This is a genomic window from Qipengyuania mesophila (assembly GCF_019711655.1).
Taxonomy (GTDB): Bacteria; Pseudomonadota; Alphaproteobacteria; order Sphingomonadales; family Sphingomonadaceae; genus Qipengyuania; species Qipengyuania mesophila.
On the sequence record NZ_JAIGNU010000002.1, the window covers coordinates 578,120 to 599,505 of the forward strand.

Annotated in this window: 19 protein-coding genes and 1 tRNA gene; 13 read left to right on the plus strand and 7 right to left on the minus strand. The window is 65.8% G+C overall.

All coding sequences use genetic code 11. From position 1 onward, the window contains the following. Window positions 1-37 precede the first annotated feature (37 nt). Window positions 38-889, minus strand: coding sequence for a MipA/OmpV family protein (locus K3181_RS12450; RefSeq protein ID WP_221603410.1), 852 nt, complete (start codon window positions 887-889; stop codon window positions 38-40). A gap of 115 nt (window positions 890-1,004) precedes the next feature. Here K3181_RS12450 and crtY point away from each other — a divergent pair, with 115 nt between their 5' ends. From crtY to K3181_RS12485, 7 genes are all read left to right on the plus strand, one after another. Then, a complete protein-coding gene (crtY, locus tag K3181_RS12455; RefSeq protein ID WP_221603411.1) occupies window positions 1,005-2,192 on the plus strand; it encodes a lycopene beta-cyclase CrtY in 1,188 nt (395 codons plus the stop codon). Between the two features lie 41 nt (window positions 2,193-2,233). Next, window positions 2,234-3,739, plus strand: coding sequence for a phytoene desaturase (locus tag K3181_RS12460; protein ID WP_221603526.1), 1,506 nt, complete (start codon window positions 2,234-2,236; stop codon window positions 3,737-3,739). Between the two features lie 8 nt (window positions 3,740-3,747). Beyond that, window positions 3,748-4,329, plus strand: a complete 582-nt coding sequence (locus tag K3181_RS12465) for an LOG family protein (protein WP_221603412.1) — start codon at window positions 3,748-3,750, stop codon at window positions 4,327-4,329. 32 nt (window positions 4,330-4,361) lie between these two features. Then, window positions 4,362-5,348 carry a phytoene/squalene synthase family protein gene (locus K3181_RS12470; RefSeq protein ID WP_221603413.1) on the plus strand — a complete coding sequence of 329 codons (987 nt, stop codon included), beginning with the start codon at window positions 4,362-4,364 and terminating at the stop codon, window positions 5,346-5,348. Between the two features lie 36 nt (window positions 5,349-5,384). After that, complete coding sequence (locus tag K3181_RS12475; protein ID WP_221603414.1) at window positions 5,385-7,256, plus strand: acetyl/propionyl/methylcrotonyl-CoA carboxylase subunit alpha; 1,872 nt, start codon at window positions 5,385-5,387, stop codon at window positions 7,254-7,256. Between the two features lie 107 nt (window positions 7,257-7,363). Further along, window positions 7,364-8,911, plus strand: a complete 1,548-nt coding sequence (locus K3181_RS12480) for an acyl-CoA carboxylase subunit beta (RefSeq protein WP_221603415.1) — start codon at window positions 7,364-7,366, stop codon at window positions 8,909-8,911. 17 nt (window positions 8,912-8,928) lie between these two features. Continuing rightward, entirely contained in the window at window positions 8,929-10,557 is a 1,629-nt protein-coding gene (locus K3181_RS12485; protein WP_221603416.1) for an MFS transporter, read from the plus strand. On the opposite strand, the gene K3181_RS12490 is transcribed toward K3181_RS12485, so the two are convergent. Further along, a complete protein-coding gene (locus K3181_RS12490; RefSeq protein ID WP_221603527.1) occupies window positions 10,554-11,822 on the minus strand; it encodes a multidrug effflux MFS transporter in 1,269 nt (422 codons plus the stop codon). The two genes, K3181_RS12485 and K3181_RS12490, sit on opposite strands and share 4 nt — an antisense overlap. A 66-nt stretch (window positions 11,823-11,888) precedes the next feature. Between K3181_RS12490 and dinB the strand changes: the two genes are divergently transcribed. Then, window positions 11,889-13,004, plus strand: coding sequence for a DNA polymerase IV (dinB, locus tag K3181_RS12495; protein WP_221603417.1), 1,116 nt, complete (start codon window positions 11,889-11,891; stop codon window positions 13,002-13,004). On the opposite strand, the gene K3181_RS12500 is transcribed toward dinB, so the two are convergent. The 4 genes from K3181_RS12500 to K3181_RS12515 form a co-directional block, all read right to left on the minus strand. Beyond that, window positions 13,001-13,471 carry an NUDIX domain-containing protein gene (locus tag K3181_RS12500; protein ID WP_221603418.1) on the minus strand — a complete coding sequence of 157 codons (471 nt, stop codon included), beginning with the start codon at window positions 13,469-13,471 and terminating at the stop codon, window positions 13,001-13,003. The genes dinB and K3181_RS12500 overlap by 4 nt on opposite strands. Continuing rightward, a complete protein-coding gene (locus tag K3181_RS12505) occupies window positions 13,459-14,079 on the minus strand; it encodes a 6-phosphogluconolactonase (RefSeq protein WP_221603528.1) in 621 nt (206 codons plus the stop codon). The genes K3181_RS12500 and K3181_RS12505 overlap by 13 nt, the downstream gene beginning before the upstream one ends. 75 nt (window positions 14,080-14,154) lie before the next feature. Continuing rightward, window positions 14,155-14,616, minus strand: coding sequence for a Dps family protein (locus K3181_RS12510; protein ID WP_221603419.1), 462 nt, complete (start codon window positions 14,614-14,616; stop codon window positions 14,155-14,157). 90 nt (window positions 14,617-14,706) lie between these two features. Further along, on the minus strand, window positions 14,707-15,270 hold the full coding sequence (locus K3181_RS12515) for a hypothetical protein (RefSeq protein WP_345725499.1): 564 nt from the start codon (window positions 15,268-15,270) through the stop codon (window positions 14,707-14,709). Between the two features lie 89 nt (window positions 15,271-15,359). Between K3181_RS12515 and K3181_RS12520 the strand changes: the two genes are divergently transcribed. Beyond that, window positions 15,360-16,154, plus strand: coding sequence for an SDR family oxidoreductase (locus tag K3181_RS12520; protein WP_221603420.1), 795 nt, complete (start codon window positions 15,360-15,362; stop codon window positions 16,152-16,154). 65 nt (window positions 16,155-16,219) lie between these two features. Then, entirely contained in the window at window positions 16,220-17,293 is a 1,074-nt protein-coding gene (locus tag K3181_RS12525; RefSeq protein ID WP_221603421.1) for a PLP-dependent cysteine synthase family protein, read from the plus strand. Window positions 17,294-17,316: 23 nt separating this feature from the next. Here the strand turns inward: K3181_RS12525 and K3181_RS12530 are convergent. Then, window positions 17,317-17,390 (minus strand) — tRNA-Gly (locus K3181_RS12530). A gap of 153 nt (window positions 17,391-17,543) precedes the next feature. On the opposite strand from K3181_RS12530, the gene ku reads away from it, so the two are divergent. Genes ku through ligD form a run of 3 tightly spaced genes read left to right on the plus strand, consistent with a single transcriptional unit; the run spans window position 17,544 to window position 21,376 of the window. After that, window positions 17,544-18,377 carry a non-homologous end joining protein Ku gene (gene ku / locus K3181_RS12535; protein WP_221603422.1) on the plus strand — a complete coding sequence of 278 codons (834 nt, stop codon included), beginning with the start codon at window positions 17,544-17,546 and terminating at the stop codon, window positions 18,375-18,377. Window positions 18,378-18,381: 4 nt separating this feature from the next. After that, window positions 18,382-18,864, plus strand: a complete 483-nt coding sequence (locus K3181_RS12540) for an MgtC/SapB family protein (protein WP_221603423.1) — start codon at window positions 18,382-18,384, stop codon at window positions 18,862-18,864. After that, window positions 18,851-21,376 carry a DNA ligase D gene (gene ligD / locus K3181_RS12545; RefSeq protein WP_221603424.1) on the plus strand — a complete coding sequence of 842 codons (2,526 nt, stop codon included), beginning with the start codon at window positions 18,851-18,853 and terminating at the stop codon, window positions 21,374-21,376. Before K3181_RS12540 ends, ligD begins: the two co-directional genes overlap by 14 nt. Window positions 21,377-21,386 lie beyond the last annotated feature (10 nt).

The following is a 21,386-nucleotide window of genomic DNA, read 5'->3' on the forward strand; positions in this document are numbered from 1 at the left end:
GCATGCCTGCGATGTCGAGGGCAAGCGAAAGCGGGACCTAGAAGGTGTAGCCGATCCCCAGCGCGCCCATCCACTGGTCGGCATCGCCACGGATCGAGGTGAAGGGCGAGCGCTTGGCATCGCCCAGCATGCGCGAGTAGCCGCCGAGGACGATCAGGGCGAGACCGCCGTTGGCAAGATCGCCGTCGAGGTCGATGGCGCCGAGCAGGTTGACACCCGCGCTTTCGAAGCCGCCTTCGGCCTGAAACGCAGGCAACGGCCCCCCGGCGGGCACAGAGTAGTAGTAATCGGCATAATCGTCATCGACATGCGTCGCGCTGACCGAAAGCGAGATCGCTGCGCCGCGGCTGACTGGCGTAAAATAGGTGATGGTCGGCGACACGGTCATCCCGTCATGGGCGCCCGCGACATCCCAGAGCGCATCGAGATTGAAGCTGAGGCTATCGTAGGGGTTGAGGAGCCCGGGAAAGCTCACGCCGACGGTGGGCCCGACCTCGAACGCCGTATCGAGCTCGCCGTAGCTCTCGACCACGGGATCCTCGATCTGCGTCGCGCGGTTGCGGTTGAGCTTCGCCGCGACGCCGGCGGAAAAGGCAACCTCGCCATCGGCATCGGGGATGAAGTCGAGCGCCAGCCCGCCCGGTCGCGGATTGATGCCGACACCGCCGAGACTGCCCTGGATGATCGGCAGCGGCGAGACCACGTGATCGTCGGACCCCTTGTAGCTGGGCGAATAGACCGCCCCCGCCCCGATGCTGAGCCAGTCTCCGTCGAACACAGAGCCTTCATAGGCATCCGCTGCCGTTTCGCTGTCTCCGGCCTCCTGTGCATATGCGGGCGAAGCAATGACAAGCACGGCGGAAAGCGCGGCGGCGGAGATGATTTTCATCGATTTTCCCTGAGTTCCCTGTTTGCTGACCAACACCCGTCGCGAGGGCGTGTTCCCGATGGCGCCGGTCTAGACGATTGCCGCGCCCATGCTTCACGCCTAAGCCCTGCCCTCGATGAACGGGCGCGCGATAGACTTGGCAGTGGTCGGCGGTGGGCTGGCGGGCGGATTGTCCGCGCTCGCCGTGCACCGCGCGCATCCCGAAATGCAGATCGCCCTGTTCGAGGCGGGGGAAACACTTGGCGGCAACCATCGCTGGAGCTGGTTCGGCAGCGATCTCGACCCCGCAGGCGCGGAACTGCTGTCGCTGTACCGCCGGACCGAATGGAACCAAGGCTACGACGTCGCCTTCCCGGGCTATCAGAGGACTCTGGGCGCCGGCTACCGTTCGCTCGCCAGCAGCGATTTCGACGAGACGATGCGGCGCGAGCTTCCGCCGCAGGCAATCCGCCTGCGCAGCCGGGTTTCGCAGCTCTCCCCCGACGGCGTGACGCTCGAGAGCGGCGAGCGCATCGCGGCGCGCGTTGTGGTCGACTGCCGCGATTTCGAACCGTCGCCGCATCTGCGCGGCGGATGGCAGCTGTTCATGGGACGCCATCTGCGATCCCGCGAACCGCATGGCCTCACCCGGCCGATCATCATGGACGCGCGCGTGCACCAGCACGGCGCCTATCGCTTCGTCTATACCTTGCCGCTTTCGCCCGACGAGCTGTTCGTCGAGGACACCTACTACGCCGACAGCCCGGAACTCGACCGCGACGCGCTTTCGCAGCGGATCGATCGCTATTGCGAGGCGATGGGCTGGCGGGGCGAAACCATCGGCGGCGAGACCGGCGTGCTGCCCGTCATCACCGGGGGCGATTTCGCTGCCTATCACACCGGCCTCGGCGAGCCCGGCATCGTGCGCAGCGGCGCGCGCGCCGGGTTCACCCATCCGCTGACCAGCTACACACTGCCCTTCGCCATCGCCAATGCGCTGGAACTGGCGCGTCATGCCCATCTGCCGGGCGACCGGATCGCCAACCTGTTCGATCACCGCGCCCGCGACCACTGGCGCGCGACGGGTTTCTACCGCAGTCTCGGCCGCATGCTGTTCGACGCGGCCCGGCCCGAGGAACGATACCGGGTGTTCGGGCGCTTCTATCGCCTGCGCGAACCGCTGGTCGAGCGCTTCTACGCCGGACGCTCCACGGCCGCAGACAGGCTGCGCGTCCTCTCGGGAAAGCCGCCGGTGCCCGTATTCGCCGCCATCCGGGCGCTGCTTGGCAAGGGCAGCCCGCTCGTCCATGAAAGGTCGCAATGAACGCCGAGATGACTACCCCCGTTACCCCGAGCGACGCGACGATGCCCGATGCCTCCTCCGCCGGGGACAAGAGCGCCTGTGTCATCGGCGCCGGCTTCGGCGGCCTCGCGCTGGCGATCCGGCTGCAGTCAGCAGGTATCCGGACAACGGTAGTCGAGGCCCGCGACAAGCCCGGCGGGCGCGCCTATTTCTGGGAGAGGGACGGCTTCACCTTCGATGCCGGGCCGACCGTCATCACCGATCCCGATTGCCTGAAGGAACTCTGGGCGCTGTCGGGGCACGACATCGCCGAGGATGTCGAGCTGATGCCGGTCATGCCCTTCTACCGCCTCGCCTGGCCCGACGGCACACAATTCGACTATTCGAACGACGAGGAGCAGCTGTTCCGCGAGATCGCGCAACTCAATCCGGCCGACGTCGCCGGCTACCAGCGCTTTCTCGACTACTCCGAGGCAGTCTATCAGGAAGGCTACGTCAAGCTCGGCCACGTTCCCTTCCTCGATTTCAAGTCGATGCTCAAGGCGGCCCCCGCACTGGCCAAGCAGCGCGCCTGGCGCAGCGTCTATGCGACCGTGGCGAGCTATGTCGAAAACGAGAAGCTGCGCGAGGCGCTGAGCTTCCACACCCTGCTGGTCGGCGGCAACCCGATGAAGACCAGCAGCATCTATGCGTTGATCCACAAGCTCGAGGTCGACGGCGGCGTGTGGTGGGCCAAGGGCGGCACCAACCAGCTGATCGCGGGCATGGTGCGCCATTTCGAACGGCTCGGCGGGACGCTCCGCCTGCACGATCCGGTGGTCCATATCCACACGCTGGGCAAGCAGGTGACCGAAGTGGAAACGCATTCGGGCTGGCGCCAGCGCTTCGATGCGATCGCCAGCAATGCCGACATCATGCACAGCTACAAGGACCTGCTCGCAGGGTCCAAGCGCGGCGCGGACTATTCGCGCAGCCTCGCGCGCAAGAGCTTCAGCCCGAGCCTGTTCGTGGTCCATTTCGGGATCGAGGGCAGCTGGCCGGGCATTCCGCACCACATGATCCTGTTCGGACCGCGCTACAAAGGGCTGCTCGAAGACATTTACGACCACGGCGTGCTGCCGCAGGATTTCTCGATCTACCTGCACCACCCGACCGTCACCGATCCGTCGATGGCGCCCGAGGGCATGAGCACCTTCTATGCGCTCATCCCGGTGGCGCACATGGGCAAGCTGGCCCTCGACTGGGAAGAGATGGGACCGTTGCTCGAGAAGCGCATCCTCGAAGAGCTCGAGCACCGGCTGATCCCCGGCCTGCAGGATCGCATCGTGACCAAGTTCCACTATGCCCCGCGCGATTTCGCGATGGACCTCAACGCGCATATGGGGAGTGCCTTCAGTCTCGAGCCTCTGCTCACCCAGAGCGCCTGGTTCCGTGGGCACAACCGGGACGACGTGCTTGACAATTTCTACCTCGTCGGCGCTGGGACGCACCCCGGCGCCGGAATCCCCGGTGTGGTCGGCAGCGCCAAGGCGACTGCCGGATTGATGCTGGAGGATTTGGCGGGATGAGCCGCGAGATGAAACGACTTGCCGTCTATTGCGGATCGGCCTCGCCCGAGGATCCGCGCTTTATCCAACTGGCCTACGACGTCGGCAAAGGCCTGGCGGAGCGCGAAATCGGCCTCGTCTATGGCGGCGGTCGGCTGGGCCTGATGGGCGCGGTGGCACGCGGCGCGCTGGAATCGGGCGGCGAGGTGATCGGCGTCATCCCCGATGCGTTGGCTAATTCCGAAGTGGCCAACCACGACTGCACCGAACTCTACACCGTCTCGGGCATGCACGAACGCAAGCAGCGTTTCACCGATCTGTCCGATGGCTTCGTGACCATCCCCGGCGGCGTCGGCACGATGGACGAGCTGTGGGAGGCGGTCAGCTGGGCACAGCTGGGCTACCACACCAAACCCGTGGGCCTGTTGAACGCTTTCGGCTTCTACGACCACCTCATCGCCTTCAACCGCCACATGGCGGACGTCGGCTTCGTGCGCCCGGCACACCAGGGGATCATCCTCGATGCCGAAACGCTCGATGCACTGCTCGGCAAGATGGCCGGCTACGAGGCGCATACGCCGATCTTCCAGATGAAGGCCGACGACCTCTGAACAAGCCGCGCCCCCTCGTGCCTTCGCGCTACATGCGGCCCACGCCGGCGCGGGCGGGGGGCGGGCGCGATCGCGCGATGCTGGTCGAGAAATCGCTCGAATCGATCGAGCAGGGCTCGCACAGTTTCGCCGCCGCCTCAAAGCTGTTCGACAAGGCGACGCGCGAGCGCAGCTGGCTGCTCTATGCCTGGTGCCGCCGCTGCGACGACATTGCCGACAACCAGGACAAGGGCGGGCCATTGGGCGACCAGGGTACGCCGAAGGATGCCGAGGATCGTGTCCAGGCACTTCGCATCCTCACCAAGCGCGCCTTCGAGGAACAGCCGACCGCCGACGCCGCCTTCGACGCCTTTGGCCTCGTCGCCGACGAATGCGGGCTGACGCTGGCGGAGGCGAACGACGTGATCGCCGGATTCGCGCTCGACGCCACGCGCTGGAGACCAAAGACCGAAAAGGATATGCTGCGCTATTGCTACCATGTCGCCGGCGCGGTCGGCATCATGATGGCGCGGATCATGGGTGTGCATCCCGACGACGGCGAGACGCTGGATCGCGCCTGCGATCTCGGCCTCGCCTTCCAGCTCGCCAACATTGCGCGCGACATCGTCGAGGACGACGCTGCCGGCCGGTGCTACCTCCCCAAGAGCTGGCTCGACGAGATGGGCTGGGAAGAGGGCGAGCATGCCCTGCCCGAGAACCGTTTCCGCCTTGCCTGGTTGATGCCGCGGCTCGTCGCGTTGATGGAAAGGCACGAGGCGGCGGCCAGGCTGGGCACGAAGCGACTGCGCTTCCGCCAGCGCTGGGCTGTGCTCTCCGCCGCGCGCATCTACGGCGCGATCGGACGCAAGGTTCTCACCCGCGGCCAGCTCGCCTGGGACAGCCGCACGCGCGTCGGCTCGGTCGAGAAGCTGTGGCACATGACCGCCGCCTTCTTCGAGGCGGTCTGGAATCGTCCGAGGGGCCCGCGCGAGCCGATCATCTGGTCGCGCCACGATTTCAAGCCCGTCGCGGGCTGGTAGCTTGATGCGCAGCGACGCTACGGCTAGCGCGCTCGCATGATCAGCAAACTCCTCATCGCCAATCGCGGCGAGATCGCCTGCCGCATCATCCGCACCGCGCGCGAGATGGGCATCGCCACCGTGGCGGTCTATTCGGACGCCGACGCAAGGGCGTTGCACGTACGCAGCGCCGACGAGGCGGTGCATATCGGTCCCTCGGCCGCTGCCGAAAGCTATCTCGTCGGCGAGAAGATCATCGCCGCAGCGAAGCAGACCGGAGCGCAAGCCATCCACCCCGGCTATGGCTTCCTGTCGGAGAATGCGGGCTTCGCGCAGGCAGTGATCGATGCCGGGCTGACCTGGGTCGGACCGAAGCCCGGCAGCATCGAAGCGATGGGCCTCAAGGACGCCGCCAAAAAGCTGATGCGTGAGGCGGGTGTTCCGGTCACCCCCGGCTACGAAGGCGAGGACCAGTCGGTCGAGCGCTTGCAGAAAGAAGCCGACGCGATCGGCTATCCCGTGCTGATCAAGGCCGTCGCGGGCGGCGGCGGCAAGGGCATGCGCAAGGTCGATGCTGCGCAGCAATTCGTTGAAATGCTTGAGTCTTGCAGACGCGAGGCGAAGGCGAGTTTCTCCAACGACGAGGTCCTGCTCGAGAAGTGGATCACCTCGCCCCGGCATATCGAGGTGCAGGTCTTCGGCGACAGCCATGGCAATGTCGTCCACCTGTTCGAGCGCGACTGTTCGCTCCAGCGCCGCCACCAGAAAGTGATCGAAGAAGCGCCCGCGCCGGGCATGGACGAGGAAACGCGTGCTGCAATATGCGGTGCAGCAATTCGTGCAGCAAAGGCGGTCGACTACGAAGGTGCCGGCACGATCGAATTCATCGCCGATGCGAGCGAGGGCCTGCGCGCCGACCGCATCTTCTTCATGGAGATGAATACCCGCCTGCAGGTCGAGCACCCGGTGACCGAGGAGATCACCGGCGTCGACCTGGTCGAATGGCAGCTTCGCGTGGCGAGCGGCGAGCCGATCCCGCTGCAGCAGGACGAGCTCTTCATCGACGGCCATTCGATCGAGGCACGCCTCTATGCTGAAGACCCGGCGGGCGGCTTCCTGCCCTCGACCGGCGCGCTCGACCATTTCGACCTCGGCGTCGAAGGCCGCATCGAGACCGGTGTCGAGGAAGGCGACATGATCTCGCCCTTCTACGACCCGATGGTGGCCAAGCTGGTCGTCTGGGGCGAGAGCCGCGGCGACGCCATCGACCAACTCGCCGAGATCGCCGAAGGCGTCGAGATCTGGCCGGTGAAGACTAATGCAGCCTTCATCGCAAATTGCCTGCGCGACGAGGATTTCGAGGACGCCAAGCTCGACACCGGCTTCATCGAATCGAAGCTCGACAGCCTCGTTTCCTCAGACGAGGCGGATGACGCCATCTGGCAGAGCGCAGCCGACTTCATCGCCCTCGCCGAAGTCGAGGAGCATGAGGACTTGCCCATCGGCCTGCGCCTCAACGCCCCCGGCGTGCTGGCGACCACGCTCACGCACAAGGGCGAGACACGAAAGGTGTCGGCGGCTCGTTCGGGTCCCGATCTCGCAACAACCGGTTTCGTAGACGCGGCGCGCGCTGTGGTCTTCGTCGACGGGCAGAGCTTCACCTTCGAACGCCAGTCGCGCGGCTCGGGCGCCGCCGCAGCCGGCGATGGCGCGATCGTCGCGCCCATGCCGGGCAAGGTCATTGCGGTCGACGTGGCTCAGGGCGACACCGTCACCGCCGGCCAGCGATTGATGGTGCTCGAGGCGATGAAGATGGAGCACGCGCTCACCGCGCCCTTCGACGGCACGGTGACCGAGCTGTCGGTCAGCGAGGGCGGCCAGGTGCAGGTGGAGGCCGTGCTCGCCGTGGTGGAGCCGAGCGAAGAATAAGGCTTCACAAACCTTCCAGTCATTGCGAGCGTAGCGAAGCAATCCAGAGGCGGATCATTCTGGATTGCCGCGGCGCCTGCGGCGCCTCGCAATGACGGGAGAGCCGGGTGAGTTGGGAGCGTGAACTAGAGGAACTGCGCCATCGCGAAGCGCTGGCGGAGGCGATGGGCGGCGACGAGAAGGTCTCTCGCCAGCACGGTCGCGGCAAGATGGACGCGCGCGCGCGGCTCGCGGCCTTGGTCGACGACGGTTCCTTCCGCGAGATCGGCAAGATCGCCGGGCGTGGCTCCTATGACGAGGAGGGCAACCTCACGGGCGTCCTCCCCGCCCCCTTCCTGTTCGGCAAGGCCGAGATCAACGGACGCCCCGTCGTCGCCACGGCGGACGACTTCACCATTCGCGGCGGCGCGGCCGATGCCGGGATCAGCCGCAAGATGGTGCAGGCCGAAAAGATGGCGCACGAGCTGAAGCTCCCCATCATCCGCATGATCGACGGCACCGGCGGCGGAGGCAGCGTCAAGACGCTCGAGATGATCGGCGCGACCTATATCCCGGCCGTGCCCGGATGGTCCGATGTCGTGACCAATCTCGACACCGTGCCGGTGGTGGCGCTAGCGCTCGGCCCGACTGCCGGGCTCGGCGCCGCGCGGGTCGCGGCCAGCCACTATTCGATCATGGTCCGCGGCCTCAGCCAGATCTTCGCCGCCGGACCCGCCGTGGTCGACGGGCTCGGCGAAGCCTACAAGGGGTCCGAGGATCACCAGCAGGCCAAGGAGGACCTCGGCGGCAGCGGCATCCACACGCGCAACGGCGTGGTCGACGACGAGGTCGGCTCCGAGGCCGAGGCCTTCGCCCGGGCGCGCCACTTCCTGTCCTTCATGCCCGAACATGTCGGCCAGCTCGCCCGCCGCTCCAACTGCACCGATCCGGTCCACCGCCGCGAGGAAGCGCTGCTGAGCCTCGTCCCGCGCGAGGAGAAGCAGGTCTATTCGATGCGGCGCTGCATGGAGATGGTCTTCGACCAGGGCACGGTGTTCGAGATCGGCCGCATGTGGGGCCGCGCCTGCATCACCGCGCTCGCCCGGCTAGACGGCTGGCCGGTGATGGTGCTGGCGAGCGACCCGTCCTATCTGGGCGGGAGCTGGGACGCGAAGACCAGCGAAAAGGTCGAGCGCTTCGTCAAGCTCGCCGACCTGTTCCGCCTTCCGATCGTCCATCTGGTCGACAACCCCGGCTTCATGATCGGGCGCGAGGCCGAGATGGCGGGTACGATCCGCTACGGCGTCCAGGCGATGAATGCGATCTACAAGGCTACGGTCCCGCTTGCCTCGGTGGTGCTGCGGCGCGCCTATGGCATCGCCGGCAGCGCGATGAGCAATGCCGAGACCTATCAGTACCGCTTTTGCTGGCCTTCAGGCGACTGGGGCAGCCTGCCGATCGCGGGCGGGCTCGAGGTCGCCTACAAGTCGGAGCTCGAAGCAGCCGAGGACCCGGCGGCAGAGCTTGCGGCGATCCGCGAGCGGCTCGACAAGGTCACCTCGCCCTTCCGCAGCGCCGAGCGCTTCAACGTCGAGGACATCATCGACCCGCGCGACACACGCCCATTGCTATGCGAATTCGCGGGACTTGCATGGAGGCGCCTGGGAAGCGAGTAAGCGGTCGGGGGGAATTCATGACAGAGACCGCAATCGCCGCGCCGTCGCACCGCAAGGTGATCATCGCATCGTCCCTGGGGACCGTGTTCGAGTGGTACGATTTTTACCTCTACGGCCTGCTCGCGACGATCATCTCCGCGCAGTTCTTCTCGGGCGTCAACGACACCACCGCCTTCATCCTCGCGCTCGGTGCCTTCGCGGCTGGCTTTGCCGTGCGGCCCTTCGGTGCACTGGTCTTCGGGCGGGTGGGCGATCTCGTGGGGCGCAAATACACCTTCCTCGTGACGATGGGATTGATGGGCCTGTCTACCTTCGCAGTCGGCCTGCTGCCGAGCTATACCAGCATCGGCGTGGCTGCGCCGCTTCTGCTCGTCGGCCTGCGCCTGCTGCAAGGCCTCGCGCTCGGCGGCGAATACGGGGGTGCGGCGATCTATGTCGCCGAACACGCACCCGAGGGGAAGCGCGGGTTTTACACCAGCTTCATTCAGACCACCGCCACGCTCGGCCTGTTCGCCGCGCTGCTGGTGGTCATCGGACTGAGGAGCTGGATGGGCGAGGAGGCCTTCGCCGACTGGGGCTGGCGCGTGCCCTTCCTGCTGTCGGCGATTCTGCTCGGCGTATCATTGTGGATCCGCCTGCAGCTCGCCGAAAGCCCGGTCTACCAGGCGATGAAGGAGGAAGGCGAAACCTCGAAGGCGCCCCTGTCCGAGGCCTTCGGTCGCTGGGGCAACCTCAAGTGGGTGCTTGTCGCGCTGCTCGGCGCCGTCGCGGGGCAGGCGGTGGTCTGGTACACGGGCCAGTTCTACGCGCTGTTCTACCTCGAGAAGGTACTCAAGGTCGATGGCGGCACGGCCAACATACTGATCGCCATCGCGCTCGCCATAGGCACACCGTTCTTCCTCGTCTTCGGCTGGCTGTCCGACCGCATCGGGCGCAAACCGATCATCATGAGCGGGCTGGCACTGGCCGCACTGACCTATTTCCCGCTGTTCGGCGCGCTCACCGGGGCGGCCAATCCCGCACTGGCCGATGCGCAGGCGCGCGCGCCGGTCGTCGTCAGCACCGCGCTCGACGAATGTTCGGTCCAGTTCGATCCGATCGGCAAGACCGCCTTCGACACCAATGGCTGCGATATCGCCAAATCGGCGCTGGCCAAGGCGGGTGTGCCCTATACCGACGGCTCGCTCAGCGACGCGCCGGGGCTCGCGAGAGTCAGCATCGGGACCCGCACTGTCCACATCCGTCCTGGCTCGGGGACCGACGAGCTCACCGCGGCGCTGGCCGAAGCAGGCTATCCCGCCAGGGCCGACCCGGCGCGGATCGACAAGCCGATGGTCGTCGCCATCCTCACCGCACTCGTGCTGCTGGTGACCATGGTCTACGGGCCGATCGCGGCACTGCTGGTCGAGCTCTTCTCCGCGCGCATCCGCTACACTGCGATGAGCCTGCCTTACCATATCGGCAATGGCTGGTTCGGCGGCTTCCTGCCGACCATCGCCTTCGCCATGGTCGCGGCAACGGGCGATATCTATGCCGGACTTTGGTACCCGGTCGGGGTGGCCTTGCTGAGCCTGGTGGTGGGGCTGCTGTTTCTGCCCGAGACCTTCCGGCGTTCGGTCCATCACAGGACCGAGGACGCGAACTAGTCTTCCTCGTCGGGCTCGGGCGGTCCGAACAGCGAACCATTTTCCGAATAGAGCACGAAGAGGAGGCTGGTCGTAGCGGTCACCAGCAGCGCCAGCGCGAGCGGCCGGGCCGTGCCGTCATAGGCATAGCCAATCCCGGCGCCCAGCAGTGCCCCCGTGGTCATCCGCAGGAAGCTCTGCGCCGAGGAGGCGGCACCCGCGATATGCTTGAACGGCTGCATTGCGATCGAGCCGAAGTTCGCCCCGATGAAACCGAGTAGGCTCATATTGGCGGCCATCAGCGGGACGAAAGTCCACAGCGTTTCATCGGGCTGATTGGCGAACCACAACTGCAGACCCGCGACCAGGATGAACAGGAACAGCGCCGTATGGCTCACGCGGCGTGCGCCCACGTGTTCCACGATGCGGCTGTTCGACCAGTTGGCGATCGCCATGCACCCCGCGCAGATGGCGAACAGCAGCGGGAACTTCTCGCCCGCACCGAATGCCTCGCCGATCAACTGCTGCGAGGAATTGATGAAGCCGAACAGGCCGCCGAAGACCAGTGCGCTCGCCAGCGTGTAGCCAATGGTCGAGCGAAGCGTGACCGCGCTGCGCATGTTGCGCGCGATCACCGAGACATTGATCTCCTGCCGGTCTTCCTCGTGCAGCGTCTCGGGCAGGCGGACATAGACCCAGGCGCTCATCACGCAGCCGAGCACAGCCATGGCCACAAAGATCCACCGCCAGTCGCCGAGCAACAGGAGCACGCCTTGGCCGATACTCGGCGCGACCGCCGGCACGAGCAGGAATATCACGAAGATCAGGCTCATCATCCGCGCCATCTTGTCCCCGCCTACGCGGTCGCGGATGATAGCCGGCGGAAGCGCGATGATCCCGGCGGCGAAGAACCCCTGCAGCGCTCGCAGCGCGATCATCTGCGGGAAAGTGGTGGCCGCGGCGCAGGCCAGCGACAGCACGATGTAGAAGCCCAGCGCGGTGAACAGCACGGGCCGCCTGCCATAGCGATCAGCGAAGGCGCCTGGAACCAGAGTCCCGAAGCCGGCCGCGAGCAGGTAGACGCCGACCACGAACTGGCGCGAATTGCCCTGGGCCCCGAGGCTGGTCGCCAGATGGTCGAGCGCAGGCAGGATCGAGTCGATGCCGAAGGCATTGCAGGCCATCAGCAGCGCCATCATCCAGATCAGCTCGCGCTCGCCGATCCGCTGGCCGTGGGCGGCTTCGGCAATCGGGCGTTCGCCGCCGGCAAGGGGTTCGCTTCGCATCTGCACAAAAAGGCAGGTGACGGACAAGGTTCCGCTTTGCAACCCGCCCGACTATCGTGAGCTGCAATGAGTGACGCGAAAGACACGGATGGCGACGGCGAGGCCGACGGCCTGCGCAAGATCATCCATGTCGACATGGACGCGTTTTTCGCCAGCGTCGAACAGCGCGACAATCCCGATCTGCGCGGCAAGCCGGTTGCCGTCGGCGGGTCGGGCGGGCGCGGAGTCGTGGCGGCGGCGAGCTACGAAGCGCGCAAGTTCGGCGTGCGCAGCGCCATGCCCTCGGTCACGGCCAAGCGGTTGTGCCCCGACCTCATCTTCGTGCGCCACCGCTTCGACGCCTACAAGGAAGCGAGCCGGCAGATACGGACGATCTTCCATCACCATACGGAACTGGTCGAACCGCTGAGCCTCGACGAAGCCTATCTCGACGTGACCGAGGACAAGCTCGGAATCGGCAGCGCCACGCGCATCGCCGAGCTGATCCGGCAGGAAATCCGCGCCAAGACCAATCTGACCGCTAGCGCGGGCGTCTCGTACAACAAGTTCCTCGCCAAGATCGCCAGCGACCAGAACAAGCCCGACGGAATGTGCGTCATCCGTCCGGGCGAGGGCGCGCAATTCGTCGCCAAGCTGCCGATCCGCCGCTTCCACGGCGTCGGGCCCAAGGGCGCGGAAAAGATGGCACGACTGGGAATCGAGACTGGCGGCGACCTGGCGGCCAAGGATATCGCGTGGCTGCGTGCGCATTTCGGCAGCTTCGCCGATTATCTCTACCGGGCCGCGCGCGGAATCGATCTGAGGCCCGTGCGTTCGAGCCGCATTCGCAAGTCGGTGGGGGGCGAGCGCACCTTCAGCCGCGACCTCTCCTCGGGCAGCGAGTTGCGTGAGACGATGGAAGACATCATCGATATCGTCTGGGGCTATATTGAGCGCGCCGAGGCGAAGGGCCGCACGGTCACGCTCAAGATGAAGTATACCGACTTCCAGATATTCAGCCGCGCGAAAACGGTCGACCGGCCGATCGCGGACAAGCAGGAATTCGCCGCTATCGGCCGTGCGCTGCTCGAGGAAGTGCTTCCGCTGCCGATGCCGATCCGGCTGATGGGGCTGACGCTTTCTAAGCTCGAGGGCGATACGAGCGAGGAGCCGCGCCCCGACGCGCAGCTATCGCTGCTCTAGAACCTGCGTGCGCGCCACAGATCGAGCCGCGCCCTTGTCCGCGGGCTGAGCGGCTCTGGCAGCGAATGGGTCGGGAAGAATCTCGCTTCGACGACTTCGCGGCCGTCCGCCTGCGGCATGCAATTGACCGTCCCGTCGAAGATATGGGCGCGATGCGGCGCACCCGACAGCTCCTCCACGATCACGCCGACCAGCGTGAGCCCTTCGATCTCGCAGCCTGCTTCTTCCAGAAGTTCGCGGCGGGCCGCATCCTCGGGACTTTCGCGACGACCGACGCCGCCCCCTGGAAAATACCAACCGGGCGGGCCGTAGCTGTGCCGTACGAGGAGAATCTGGCCATCGAAATCGCGCCCGATCACGCTCACACCGTCGCCGGCCCTGCCGCTCCGCTGCCGCCAGTGATGGCGCAGACGATGGGCGACCCTCAACGCTAGATGGTGCAACCTCTTGGGGATCAGGCGAAGCATGTCACCGGTTGTGTAGCCGCGCCGAGCAGCCGTGCAACCGGAAGATCGTGTTTTCCCGCAACCGCTTGGTTGAACACCGCGCGCTTGTCCTCTCCGCGGATCACGAAGACCAGCGCATCGCTCGACAGCAGCGCCGGGATCGTCAGGCTGATCCGGTCGAAGGGCGCCTCGGGCGGCAGCGGGTCGGGCGTCAACCGAAGGATGCTGCGCGGCTCATCAATCCGCGGATCGGTATTGGGAAACAGCGAAGCGATGTGGCCGTCCGCGCCCATGCCAAGCCAGGCCAGCGCGAAATGCGGCACCGCCTCCATCTCGGTCAGCGTGACGACCTCCACCCCCACGGGCTCGAACAAGTCGCGCAGCTTGCCGGTATTCGATGCCGGGTGATCCTCGGGCACAACACGGTCGTCACCCGGCCACACGACCAGGCGGGTCCAGTCGATGTCGTGATCGAGCAGCGCCTCGATAATCGGGAAGGGCGTCGATCCGCCGGGAACGGTGATGGTCACCGGCCCCTCGTGCGTGCCCATCTGCTCGCTCAGCCGCGCCGCGAGCCAATCGGCAATCGCGGAATCGCTGCATTTCTCGACGATCGTGACGTTGTCCATCGTCCCTAGATACACCAGGGCCGCCCTTCCCCAAGAGGAAAGGCGGCCCCAGCGCTGGTACGCATAGCTATGCGCTCATTTGCTGGTCTGGTTGAGGAACCAGACGCGCTCCTCGCACTGGTCGATCCAGTCGTCGACCACGCCGCTGGTGGCGTTGTCTCCGGCCTCTTCCGCGGCGTCCTTCACCTCGACCAGCCGCTCGTGCAGCTTGCGGTTGTCGTCGCGCAGTTCGGCCACCATCGCATCGGCGGTCAGCGTGACGTCGTCCTGATCCTTGATCCGCGTCTGCTTGCCGACGCTGCCGATCGACGTGAGCGTATATTCGTCGTTCTTGCGCACGCGCTCGCCGATCGCATCGACCGTGCCGAGCAGCTGGGCCGCCTGCTCGTCGAACAGCAGGTGCAGGTCGCGGAAGCGCGGACCTGCGACATGCCAATGAAAGTTCTTGGTCTTGAAATAGAGCGCCACCGTATCCGCCAGCGCACCGTTGAGCGCCTCGACAAGAGCAGCTTTCGAATTGTCGCCGACTTCGGCCATGGGATTCCCCTTTCGTCAAACTTGGATTTATCCAACCAACGAAAGGACGGGATGTCGGTTTCCCGATGAAAAGATCTCGCTGTGATCGGATTATCCGATGATACCGCGAGCGCTCAGGCCCGTCACTGCCGCGAGGAGGAACAGGATCGCCGCCAACGCGAGCCGCAGCCCCCGCAACGGCAGCTTCCGTTCGAGTGCGCCCGCCATGGTCCAGCCAAGCGCCAGGGCAGCGCTGCCGCCGATGGCGCCTCCGAGGCCCGCCAGCGGCCATCCGGCGAAGACCACGGCGAAGGCGGCGACGAGGAAGCGCGAAGCGTCGGTCAGTTGCCTCGCAAACAGCACGATCGCGATCGCGCCGAGCGATCGGGTTGGCTCCTGCGGGACCTTTTCGCGATTGGGCCAGGCACATTCGAAGGCTGCCAGCAGCAGCGCGATGGCCACAAACATGCTCGCGGCGCTTTCCGACATGGTCTGCGCGAGCCATGCGCCGACCCAGGCGGCGGCGAAGGCCGAGAGTGCCGAGCTTGCAAGCCCCACGACCAGCAAGCCGCCCGATGCCCCCAGCCTCTCCGCGAGACGCGCCACCAGCAACTGGTCGCGCGCACCAAGCGCCGTGAGGAAGGTGGCGACCATCGTAAATAACAGTGAAGTCACGCTATTCCCGTCCCCGCTTCGTATCTGTTGTCTCGACCCTGCAGCCTGCGATAGCAGGGACGCAAGGAAAACGCACAGGGGAGGCGGGAATGAAGCTTGAACAGGGCATGGCGGCGGTCGTCACCGGCGGCGCATCGGGGCTAGGCAAGGCGAGCGCGCAGGCGCTGGCGGATGCCGGGCTCAAGGTCACCATCTTCGACGTCAACGAGGAAGCGGGCGAAGCGCATGCCAAGGCGATCGGCGGGACCTTCGCGCGCGTCGACATCACCGATGAGCAATCCGTCGTCGACGGCTTCGAGACGGCGCGCGCGGCGCACGGCCAGGAACGTGTGACGGTGCATTGCGCCATGACCAGTCGCCGCGGCAAGACGCTCGGCTGGGACAAGGAGAGCGGCGGCTACAGGCGGCTTTCGACCGAGGATTACGCCTTCGGGGCCGAGGGCATCCTCGTCGCCTCTTACCGCATCGCCAGCCACTCGGCGCTCGGCATGGCCAATTCCGAACCGCTGAACGAGGATGGCGAGCGCGGCTGCATCACGCTCACCGCCAGCGTTGCTGCGCAGGACGGCCAGATCGGCCAGGTCATCTACGGCAGCTGCAAGGCGGGCGTGAACGGCCTCGTCCTGCCGATGGCGCGCGACCTGATGGACATCGGGATCCGCGTGAATTCGGTCATGCCGGGGATCTTCGCCACCCCGCTCATGCTCGGCATGAAGGACCGCAACCCGCAGATGTGGGACCAGCTCAACGCCTCGGTCCCCTTCCCCAAGCGGCTCGGCCATCCAGAGGAATTCGCTTCGCTGATCCTCGAAATCGCACGCAACTCCTACATCAACGGCCACCAGTTCCGCCTCGACGGCGCGATCCGGATGCCACCCAAATAGCCGCAGCGGAGGATAGCCCGCCCCCCGGGTCTTCCCCTCTCCCGTCGGCGCGATAGAAGGGCGGCATGACGACGAAACGCGAATGGGTGAGTTGGGCGATCGGGCGGATCGAGGCGGACTTCAACCGGTCCGCCGATACGCATCTGCTGCCCCTACCGGTGCCAGCGCTGCCCGACATCGCCATATACCTGAAGGACGAATCGAGCCATCCGACCGGCAGCCTCAAGCACCGGCTGGCGCGCTCGCTGTTCCTTTACGGATTGTGCAACGGCTGGATTTGCGAAGACACGCCTGTGGTCGAGGCCTCCAGTGGATCGACCGCGGTTTCGGAAGCCTATTTCGCGCGCATGCTCGGGCTGCGTTTCATCGCGGTCGTCCCCAAGTCCACCGCGCAGGCGAAGATCGACGCGATCGCCTTCTATGGCGGCGAGTGCCATTTCGTCGACGGCCCGGCCGAAGTCTACGAGGCGGCGCAATCGCTCGCCGACGATCTCGGCGGGCATTACGTCGACCAGTTCACCTATGCCGAACGCGCGACCGACTGGCGCGCCAACAACAACATCGCCGAATCGATCTTCACCCAGATGGCGCGCGAACCCCATCCGGTGCCGCACTGGATCGTCTGCGGTGCGGGAACGGGGGGCACATCGGCCACAATCGGCCGCTACGCGCGCTACAATCGATTTAATACGCGCGTCTGCGTGGCCGACCCCGATGGCTCGGTTTTTCACCGCCATTGGGCCGATCGTTCGGTCGAGCGGGTCGAGCACCCATCGGGCTGTATCGAAGGGATCGGCAGGCAGCGGGTCGAGCCGAGCTTCCTGCCCGATGTGGTCGACCGGATGGAGGCAATTCCCGACGCCTGTTCGATCGCTGCCGCGCACGAAGTTAGCGAACGGTTGGGGCGGCGCTGCGGCGGATCGACCGGGACCAATGTCTGGGCCTGCGCGATGATCGCCGCAGACATGGCCGAACGCGGCCTCAGGGGCTCGATCGTATCGATCCTGTGCGACGATGGCGCGCGCTATGCCGACACGATCTTCGACGAAGGCTGGCTCGCGGCCAAGGGCCTCGACATCGCGCGCGAGCGCAGGAAGATCGCCCATTTCTTCGACACCGGCACCTTCGCCGCCGGCTGATGCGGAACGACCGGGCGCGGCGCTGGAGCGGGTGAAGGGAATCGAACCCTCGTCGTCAGCTTGGGAAGCTGCTGCTCTACCATTGAGCTACACCCGCGGAGCGCAGGCGCGCTTGCCCGACCTTGCCCGTCCGGTCAATATGGCGCGTCGCGTGCAGGCCTCCTGGGCAGGGTCGCACATGCACCTCCCCCGACCGCTCCTCAGGAACGCTTGAGCCACAGAAACGCTTTCTCGGGCGAAGGGAAGGTTCATGGCTGCACGCGCTTACTGGCAGGGACAAATCAGGCTGGCGCTGGTCTCGATCCCGGTCGAAATCTATTCGGCCACCAAATCGGGGGCCAAGATCCGCTTCAACCAGATCCACGAGCCGAGTGGGAAGCGGATTTCCTACGAGAAGGTCGTCCCCGGGATCGGCCCGGTCGACCGCGACGAGATCATCAAGGGCTACGAGGTCTCGAAGGGCAATTACGTCCTCCTCGACGACGAGGAGATCGAGGCGGTCAGGATCGAGAGCAAGAAGACGCTCGAGCTGGTCCAGTTCGTCGATGCCTGCGAGATCGACCCGCTCTATTTCGAGAAGCCCTATTACATCGCGCCGCAGGACGAGCTGGCCGAGGAAGCCTTCGTCGTGCTGCGCGACGCGCTGCGCAAGGCGAAGAAGGTGGCGCTCGGCCAGCTCTCGGTCCGCGGCAGCGAGAAGCTGGTCGCGATCAAACCCTGCGGCAAGGGGCTGCTGCTCGAGACTTTGCGCTATGCCGACGAAGTACGGCAGGGGCAGGCCTTCTTCGACAATATCGACGATACCAAGCCGAAGAAGGAACTGCTCGATCTCGCCGCCAAGCTGATCGAAGACAAGAGTGCGCCCTTCGATGCCGGGGAGTTCGAGGACCGCTACGGCGCCGCGCTGAAGAAGCTGATCGACAAGAAGGCCAAGTCGAAGGGCAAGCGGGCCGTCATCGAGGATGTCGACGAGCCAGAGAGCGGCGGAGGGAACGTCATCGACCTGATGGCGGCATTGAAGAAGTCGGTCGGGGACACGTCGCCTCCCGCGAAGTCGGCCCCCAAGCGCAAGAAGAGCGCTTGAACGGATGGAACTCAACGACCCCGTCCTTATACACTGGCTCGACCTCGACATGCTCACCCGGCTTGGTGTGGCTGCCGCGCTCGGTCTGTTGCTCGGCCTCGACCGTGAATGGCAGGGGCATGCTGCCGGCCTGCGGACGCATGGCCTGATCTGCTTCGCCAGCGCCGCGATGACCGTCGCGATCATTGCGCTCTCCTACCAGTTGAACGGCACGCGAATGGACCCTTTGCGCATCTTCGAGGCGACCGGCGCATTCATCGGAATCATTGGCGCTGGCTTGATCGTGTTCGGCAAGGGCGAGGTGAAGAACCTCACCACTGCGGCGCATCTGTGGCTGACAGCGGTTGTCGGCATCGCCTGCGGTGCCGCGCTGTGGCCATTGGTCGGGATTGCCGCGGTGATATCGGTCGTCATGCTTACGCTGCTCGGCTTCGTCGAGAAGCGCTGGTTCCCGGAGGCGGAGGCGGAGAGCGATGGCGAGCGCTAACCTCCTTGCCGAATATAACGCGAAGCGAGATTTCGGGAAGACGCCCGAACCCTCGGGCGAGGCACGGGCGAGCCAAGGCGGCGACCTGTTCATCGTCCAGAAGCACGATGCCACACGCCTTCACTGGGACTTGCGGCTGGAAGTCGACGGAGTGCTCAAGAGTTGGGCGGTGACGAAAGGACCCTCGCCCGATCCCGAGATCAAGCGCCTCGCCGTGCGCACCGAGGACCACCCGCTGTCCTATGCAGAGTTCGAAGGCACCATCCCCAAGGGCGAATATGGCGGCGGCACGGTGATGCTGTGGGATCGGGGCAGCTGGGCCCCGGTCGAAGGCAAGAGCGCCAAGGACCTAGACAAGGGCCACCTCCATTTCACGCTCGAGGGCGAGCGGATGAAGGGCGAATGGTTGCTCATCCGGCTCAAGCAGAAGCCCGGAGAGAAGCGCGAGAACTGGCTGCTGCGCAAATTGCAGGACGATCACGCGCAGGCGGGCGACGCGCTGGTCGAGCGCGAGTTGACGAGCGTGCTCACCGGACGCTCGATGGCCGAGATCGCGGCCGACAAGCGGGGCGAATATCCGCTCGCGGGCAAAAAGGACGAGGCCTTCATGGCGCAGATGCGCAAGGCATCCTCGCACAATGCCAAAGAGGTGAAGCCGAAGCGCCGGAAAGCCGCCCCGCTGCCCAAATTCCGCAAACCGCAGCTGGCGACCCTGGTCGACGAGGTCCCTGCCGGAAACGGCTGGATGCACGAGATCAAGTTCGACGGCTATCGCGCCCTGCTCGCCGTCAAGGGCGAGGAGGTGCGCGTCTATACCCGCAGCGGCAAGGACTGGACCGACAAGTTCGGCCCGCTGGTCGAGGCCGTCGCCGCGCTCGACCTGCCGGCCTGCCTGATCGATGGCGAGATCGTCGCCACCGATGCCAAGGGCAACCCGGATTTCTCGACGCTGCAGCAGGTGCTGAAACGCGGGCACGGCAGCCAGACGGCATCCGACCGGCTGGCCTTCCATGCCTTCGACCTGCTCGAACTCGATGGCGAGGATCTGGCGCCGCTGCCCAATATCGAGCGCAAGGAGCGGCTCGAGGCGCTGCTATCCGGGGCCGAGCCGCCGATCCATCTCGCCGACCATGTCCTCGGCGCGGGGGAGCAGCTTTACGCGACGATGTGCAAGGCGGGGCAGGAAGGCATCATCGCCAAGAAGATCGACGCCCCCTATCGCCAGGCGCGCAGCCGCGCCTGGGTGAAGGTGAAATGCACGCGGCGGCAGGAGTTCGTCGTGGTCGGGTGGAAGAAGAGTTCGGCGAAGGGGCGCCCTTTCGCATCGCTCCTGCTGGCCCAGCACGAGGGCTCAAAAGGCAAGGAGGAACTTGTCTACAAGGGCAATGTCGGGACCGGCTTCACCGCCGACGAGCTCGACGATCTCGCCGCAAAAATGAAGCGGCTCGAGCGCAAGACCGCGCCGGTGGAGGCCGACAGGGCCAGCGCGCGCGGCGTCACCTGGCTGACCCCCAAGCTGGTCGCCGAGATCGCCTTCGCCGAGTTCACCGCAGAGGGGAATGTGCGCCATGCGAGCTATCTCGGCCTGCGCGACGACAAGGAGGCCCAAGCGGTCAAACCCGAGGCCGCCGCCGCGGCTCCCAAGGTCGAAGAAGAGGTCGCGATATCGAGCCGCGACCGCGTGGTCTTTCCGGATGGCGGCCAGACCAAGGGCCAGCTCGCCGACTACTACGTCGCGGTCGCGCCGCTCATGCTGGCCCATGCCGCGCGGCGCCCGATCAGCCTGGTCCGCTGCCCGCAGGGGCGCGCGAAGAAATGCTTCTTCCAGAAGCACGACAGCGGCGGCCTGGGCGATGCGGTCCATCATGTGCCGATTCGCGAAAAAGACGGCGGTACGGAGGATTACCTCTATCTCGATAGCGCGCGTGGCATCCTCCAATGCGTCCAGATGGGGACGATCGAATTCCATGGCTGGGCATCGCGCAGCGACGATGTCGAACTGCCCGACCGGATGGTGTTCGATCTCGATCCCGACGAGGGACTCGGTTTCGACGAGGTCGGGCAGGCCGCGCGCGACATCCGCGCGCGCCTATCGGATCTCGGCCTCGTCAGCTTCGCCATGCTCTCGGGCGGCAAGGGCGTGCACGTCGTCGTCCCGCTCGAACGCGGGCATTCGTGGGACGCGCACAAGGATTTCGCGCGCCGCTTCGCCGAAGCCCTGAGCCTCGCCGAGCCCGACCGCTTCACTGCCACGATGAGCAAGGCCAAGCGCAAGGGGAAGATCTTCATCGACTGGCTGCGCAACCAGCGCGGATCGACCGCGGTGCTGCCTTATTCCGCCCGCGCGCGCAGCGGCGCCCCCGTGGCAGTGCCGATCGCCTGGAACGAGCTGAAGGAGATGGAGCACGCCCACCCCTATTCGATCGACCAGGCCGAGGCTCTGATCCGCCGCGCGCGCTCGAAATCGCTACAGGGCTGGGGTTTCGCCGAGCAGCGCCTGCCAGACCTCTGACCAGCGGGGG

Excerpts from the sequence above, each read along its gene's own strand:
- K3181_RS12450 (WP_221603410.1), bottom strand. The coding sequence starts at position 889 with ATGAAAATCATCTCCGCCGCCGCGCTTTCCGCCGTGCTTGTCATTGCT.
- crtY (WP_221603411.1), top strand. The coding sequence starts at position 1,005 with ATGAACGGGCGCGCGATAGACTTGGCAGTGGTCGGCGGTGGGCTGGCG.
- K3181_RS12460 (WP_221603526.1), top strand. The coding sequence starts at position 2,234 with ATGCCCGATGCCTCCTCCGCCGGGGACAAGAGCGCCTGTGTCATCGGC.
- K3181_RS12465 (WP_221603412.1), top strand. The coding sequence starts at position 3,748 with ATGAAACGACTTGCCGTCTATTGCGGATCGGCCTCGCCCGAGGATCCG.
- K3181_RS12470 (WP_221603413.1), top strand. The coding sequence starts at position 4,362 with ATGCGGCCCACGCCGGCGCGGGCGGGGGGCGGGCGCGATCGCGCGATG.
- K3181_RS12475 (WP_221603414.1), top strand. The coding sequence starts at position 5,385 with ATGATCAGCAAACTCCTCATCGCCAATCGCGGCGAGATCGCCTGCCGC.
- K3181_RS12485 (WP_221603416.1), top strand. The coding sequence starts at position 8,929 with ATGACAGAGACCGCAATCGCCGCGCCGTCGCACCGCAAGGTGATCATC.
- K3181_RS12490 (WP_221603527.1), bottom strand. The coding sequence starts at position 11,822 with ATGCGAAGCGAACCCCTTGCCGGCGGCGAACGCCCGATTGCCGAAGCC.
- dinB (WP_221603417.1), top strand. The coding sequence starts at position 11,889 with ATGAGTGACGCGAAAGACACGGATGGCGACGGCGAGGCCGACGGCCTG.
- K3181_RS12500 (WP_221603418.1), bottom strand. The coding sequence starts at position 13,471 with ATGCTTCGCCTGATCCCCAAGAGGTTGCACCATCTAGCGTTGAGGGTC.
- K3181_RS12505 (WP_221603528.1), bottom strand. The coding sequence starts at position 14,079 with ATGGACAACGTCACGATCGTCGAGAAATGCAGCGATTCCGCGATTGCC.
- K3181_RS12510 (WP_221603419.1), bottom strand. The coding sequence starts at position 14,616 with ATGGCCGAAGTCGGCGACAATTCGAAAGCTGCTCTTGTCGAGGCGCTC.
- K3181_RS12520 (WP_221603420.1), top strand. The coding sequence starts at position 15,360 with ATGAAGCTTGAACAGGGCATGGCGGCGGTCGTCACCGGCGGCGCATCG.
- K3181_RS12525 (WP_221603421.1), top strand. The coding sequence starts at position 16,220 with ATGACGACGAAACGCGAATGGGTGAGTTGGGCGATCGGGCGGATCGAG.
- ku (WP_221603422.1), top strand. The coding sequence starts at position 17,544 with ATGGCTGCACGCGCTTACTGGCAGGGACAAATCAGGCTGGCGCTGGTC.
- K3181_RS12540 (WP_221603423.1), top strand. The coding sequence starts at position 18,382 with ATGGAACTCAACGACCCCGTCCTTATACACTGGCTCGACCTCGACATG.
- ligD (WP_221603424.1), top strand. The coding sequence starts at position 18,851 with ATGGCGAGCGCTAACCTCCTTGCCGAATATAACGCGAAGCGAGATTTC.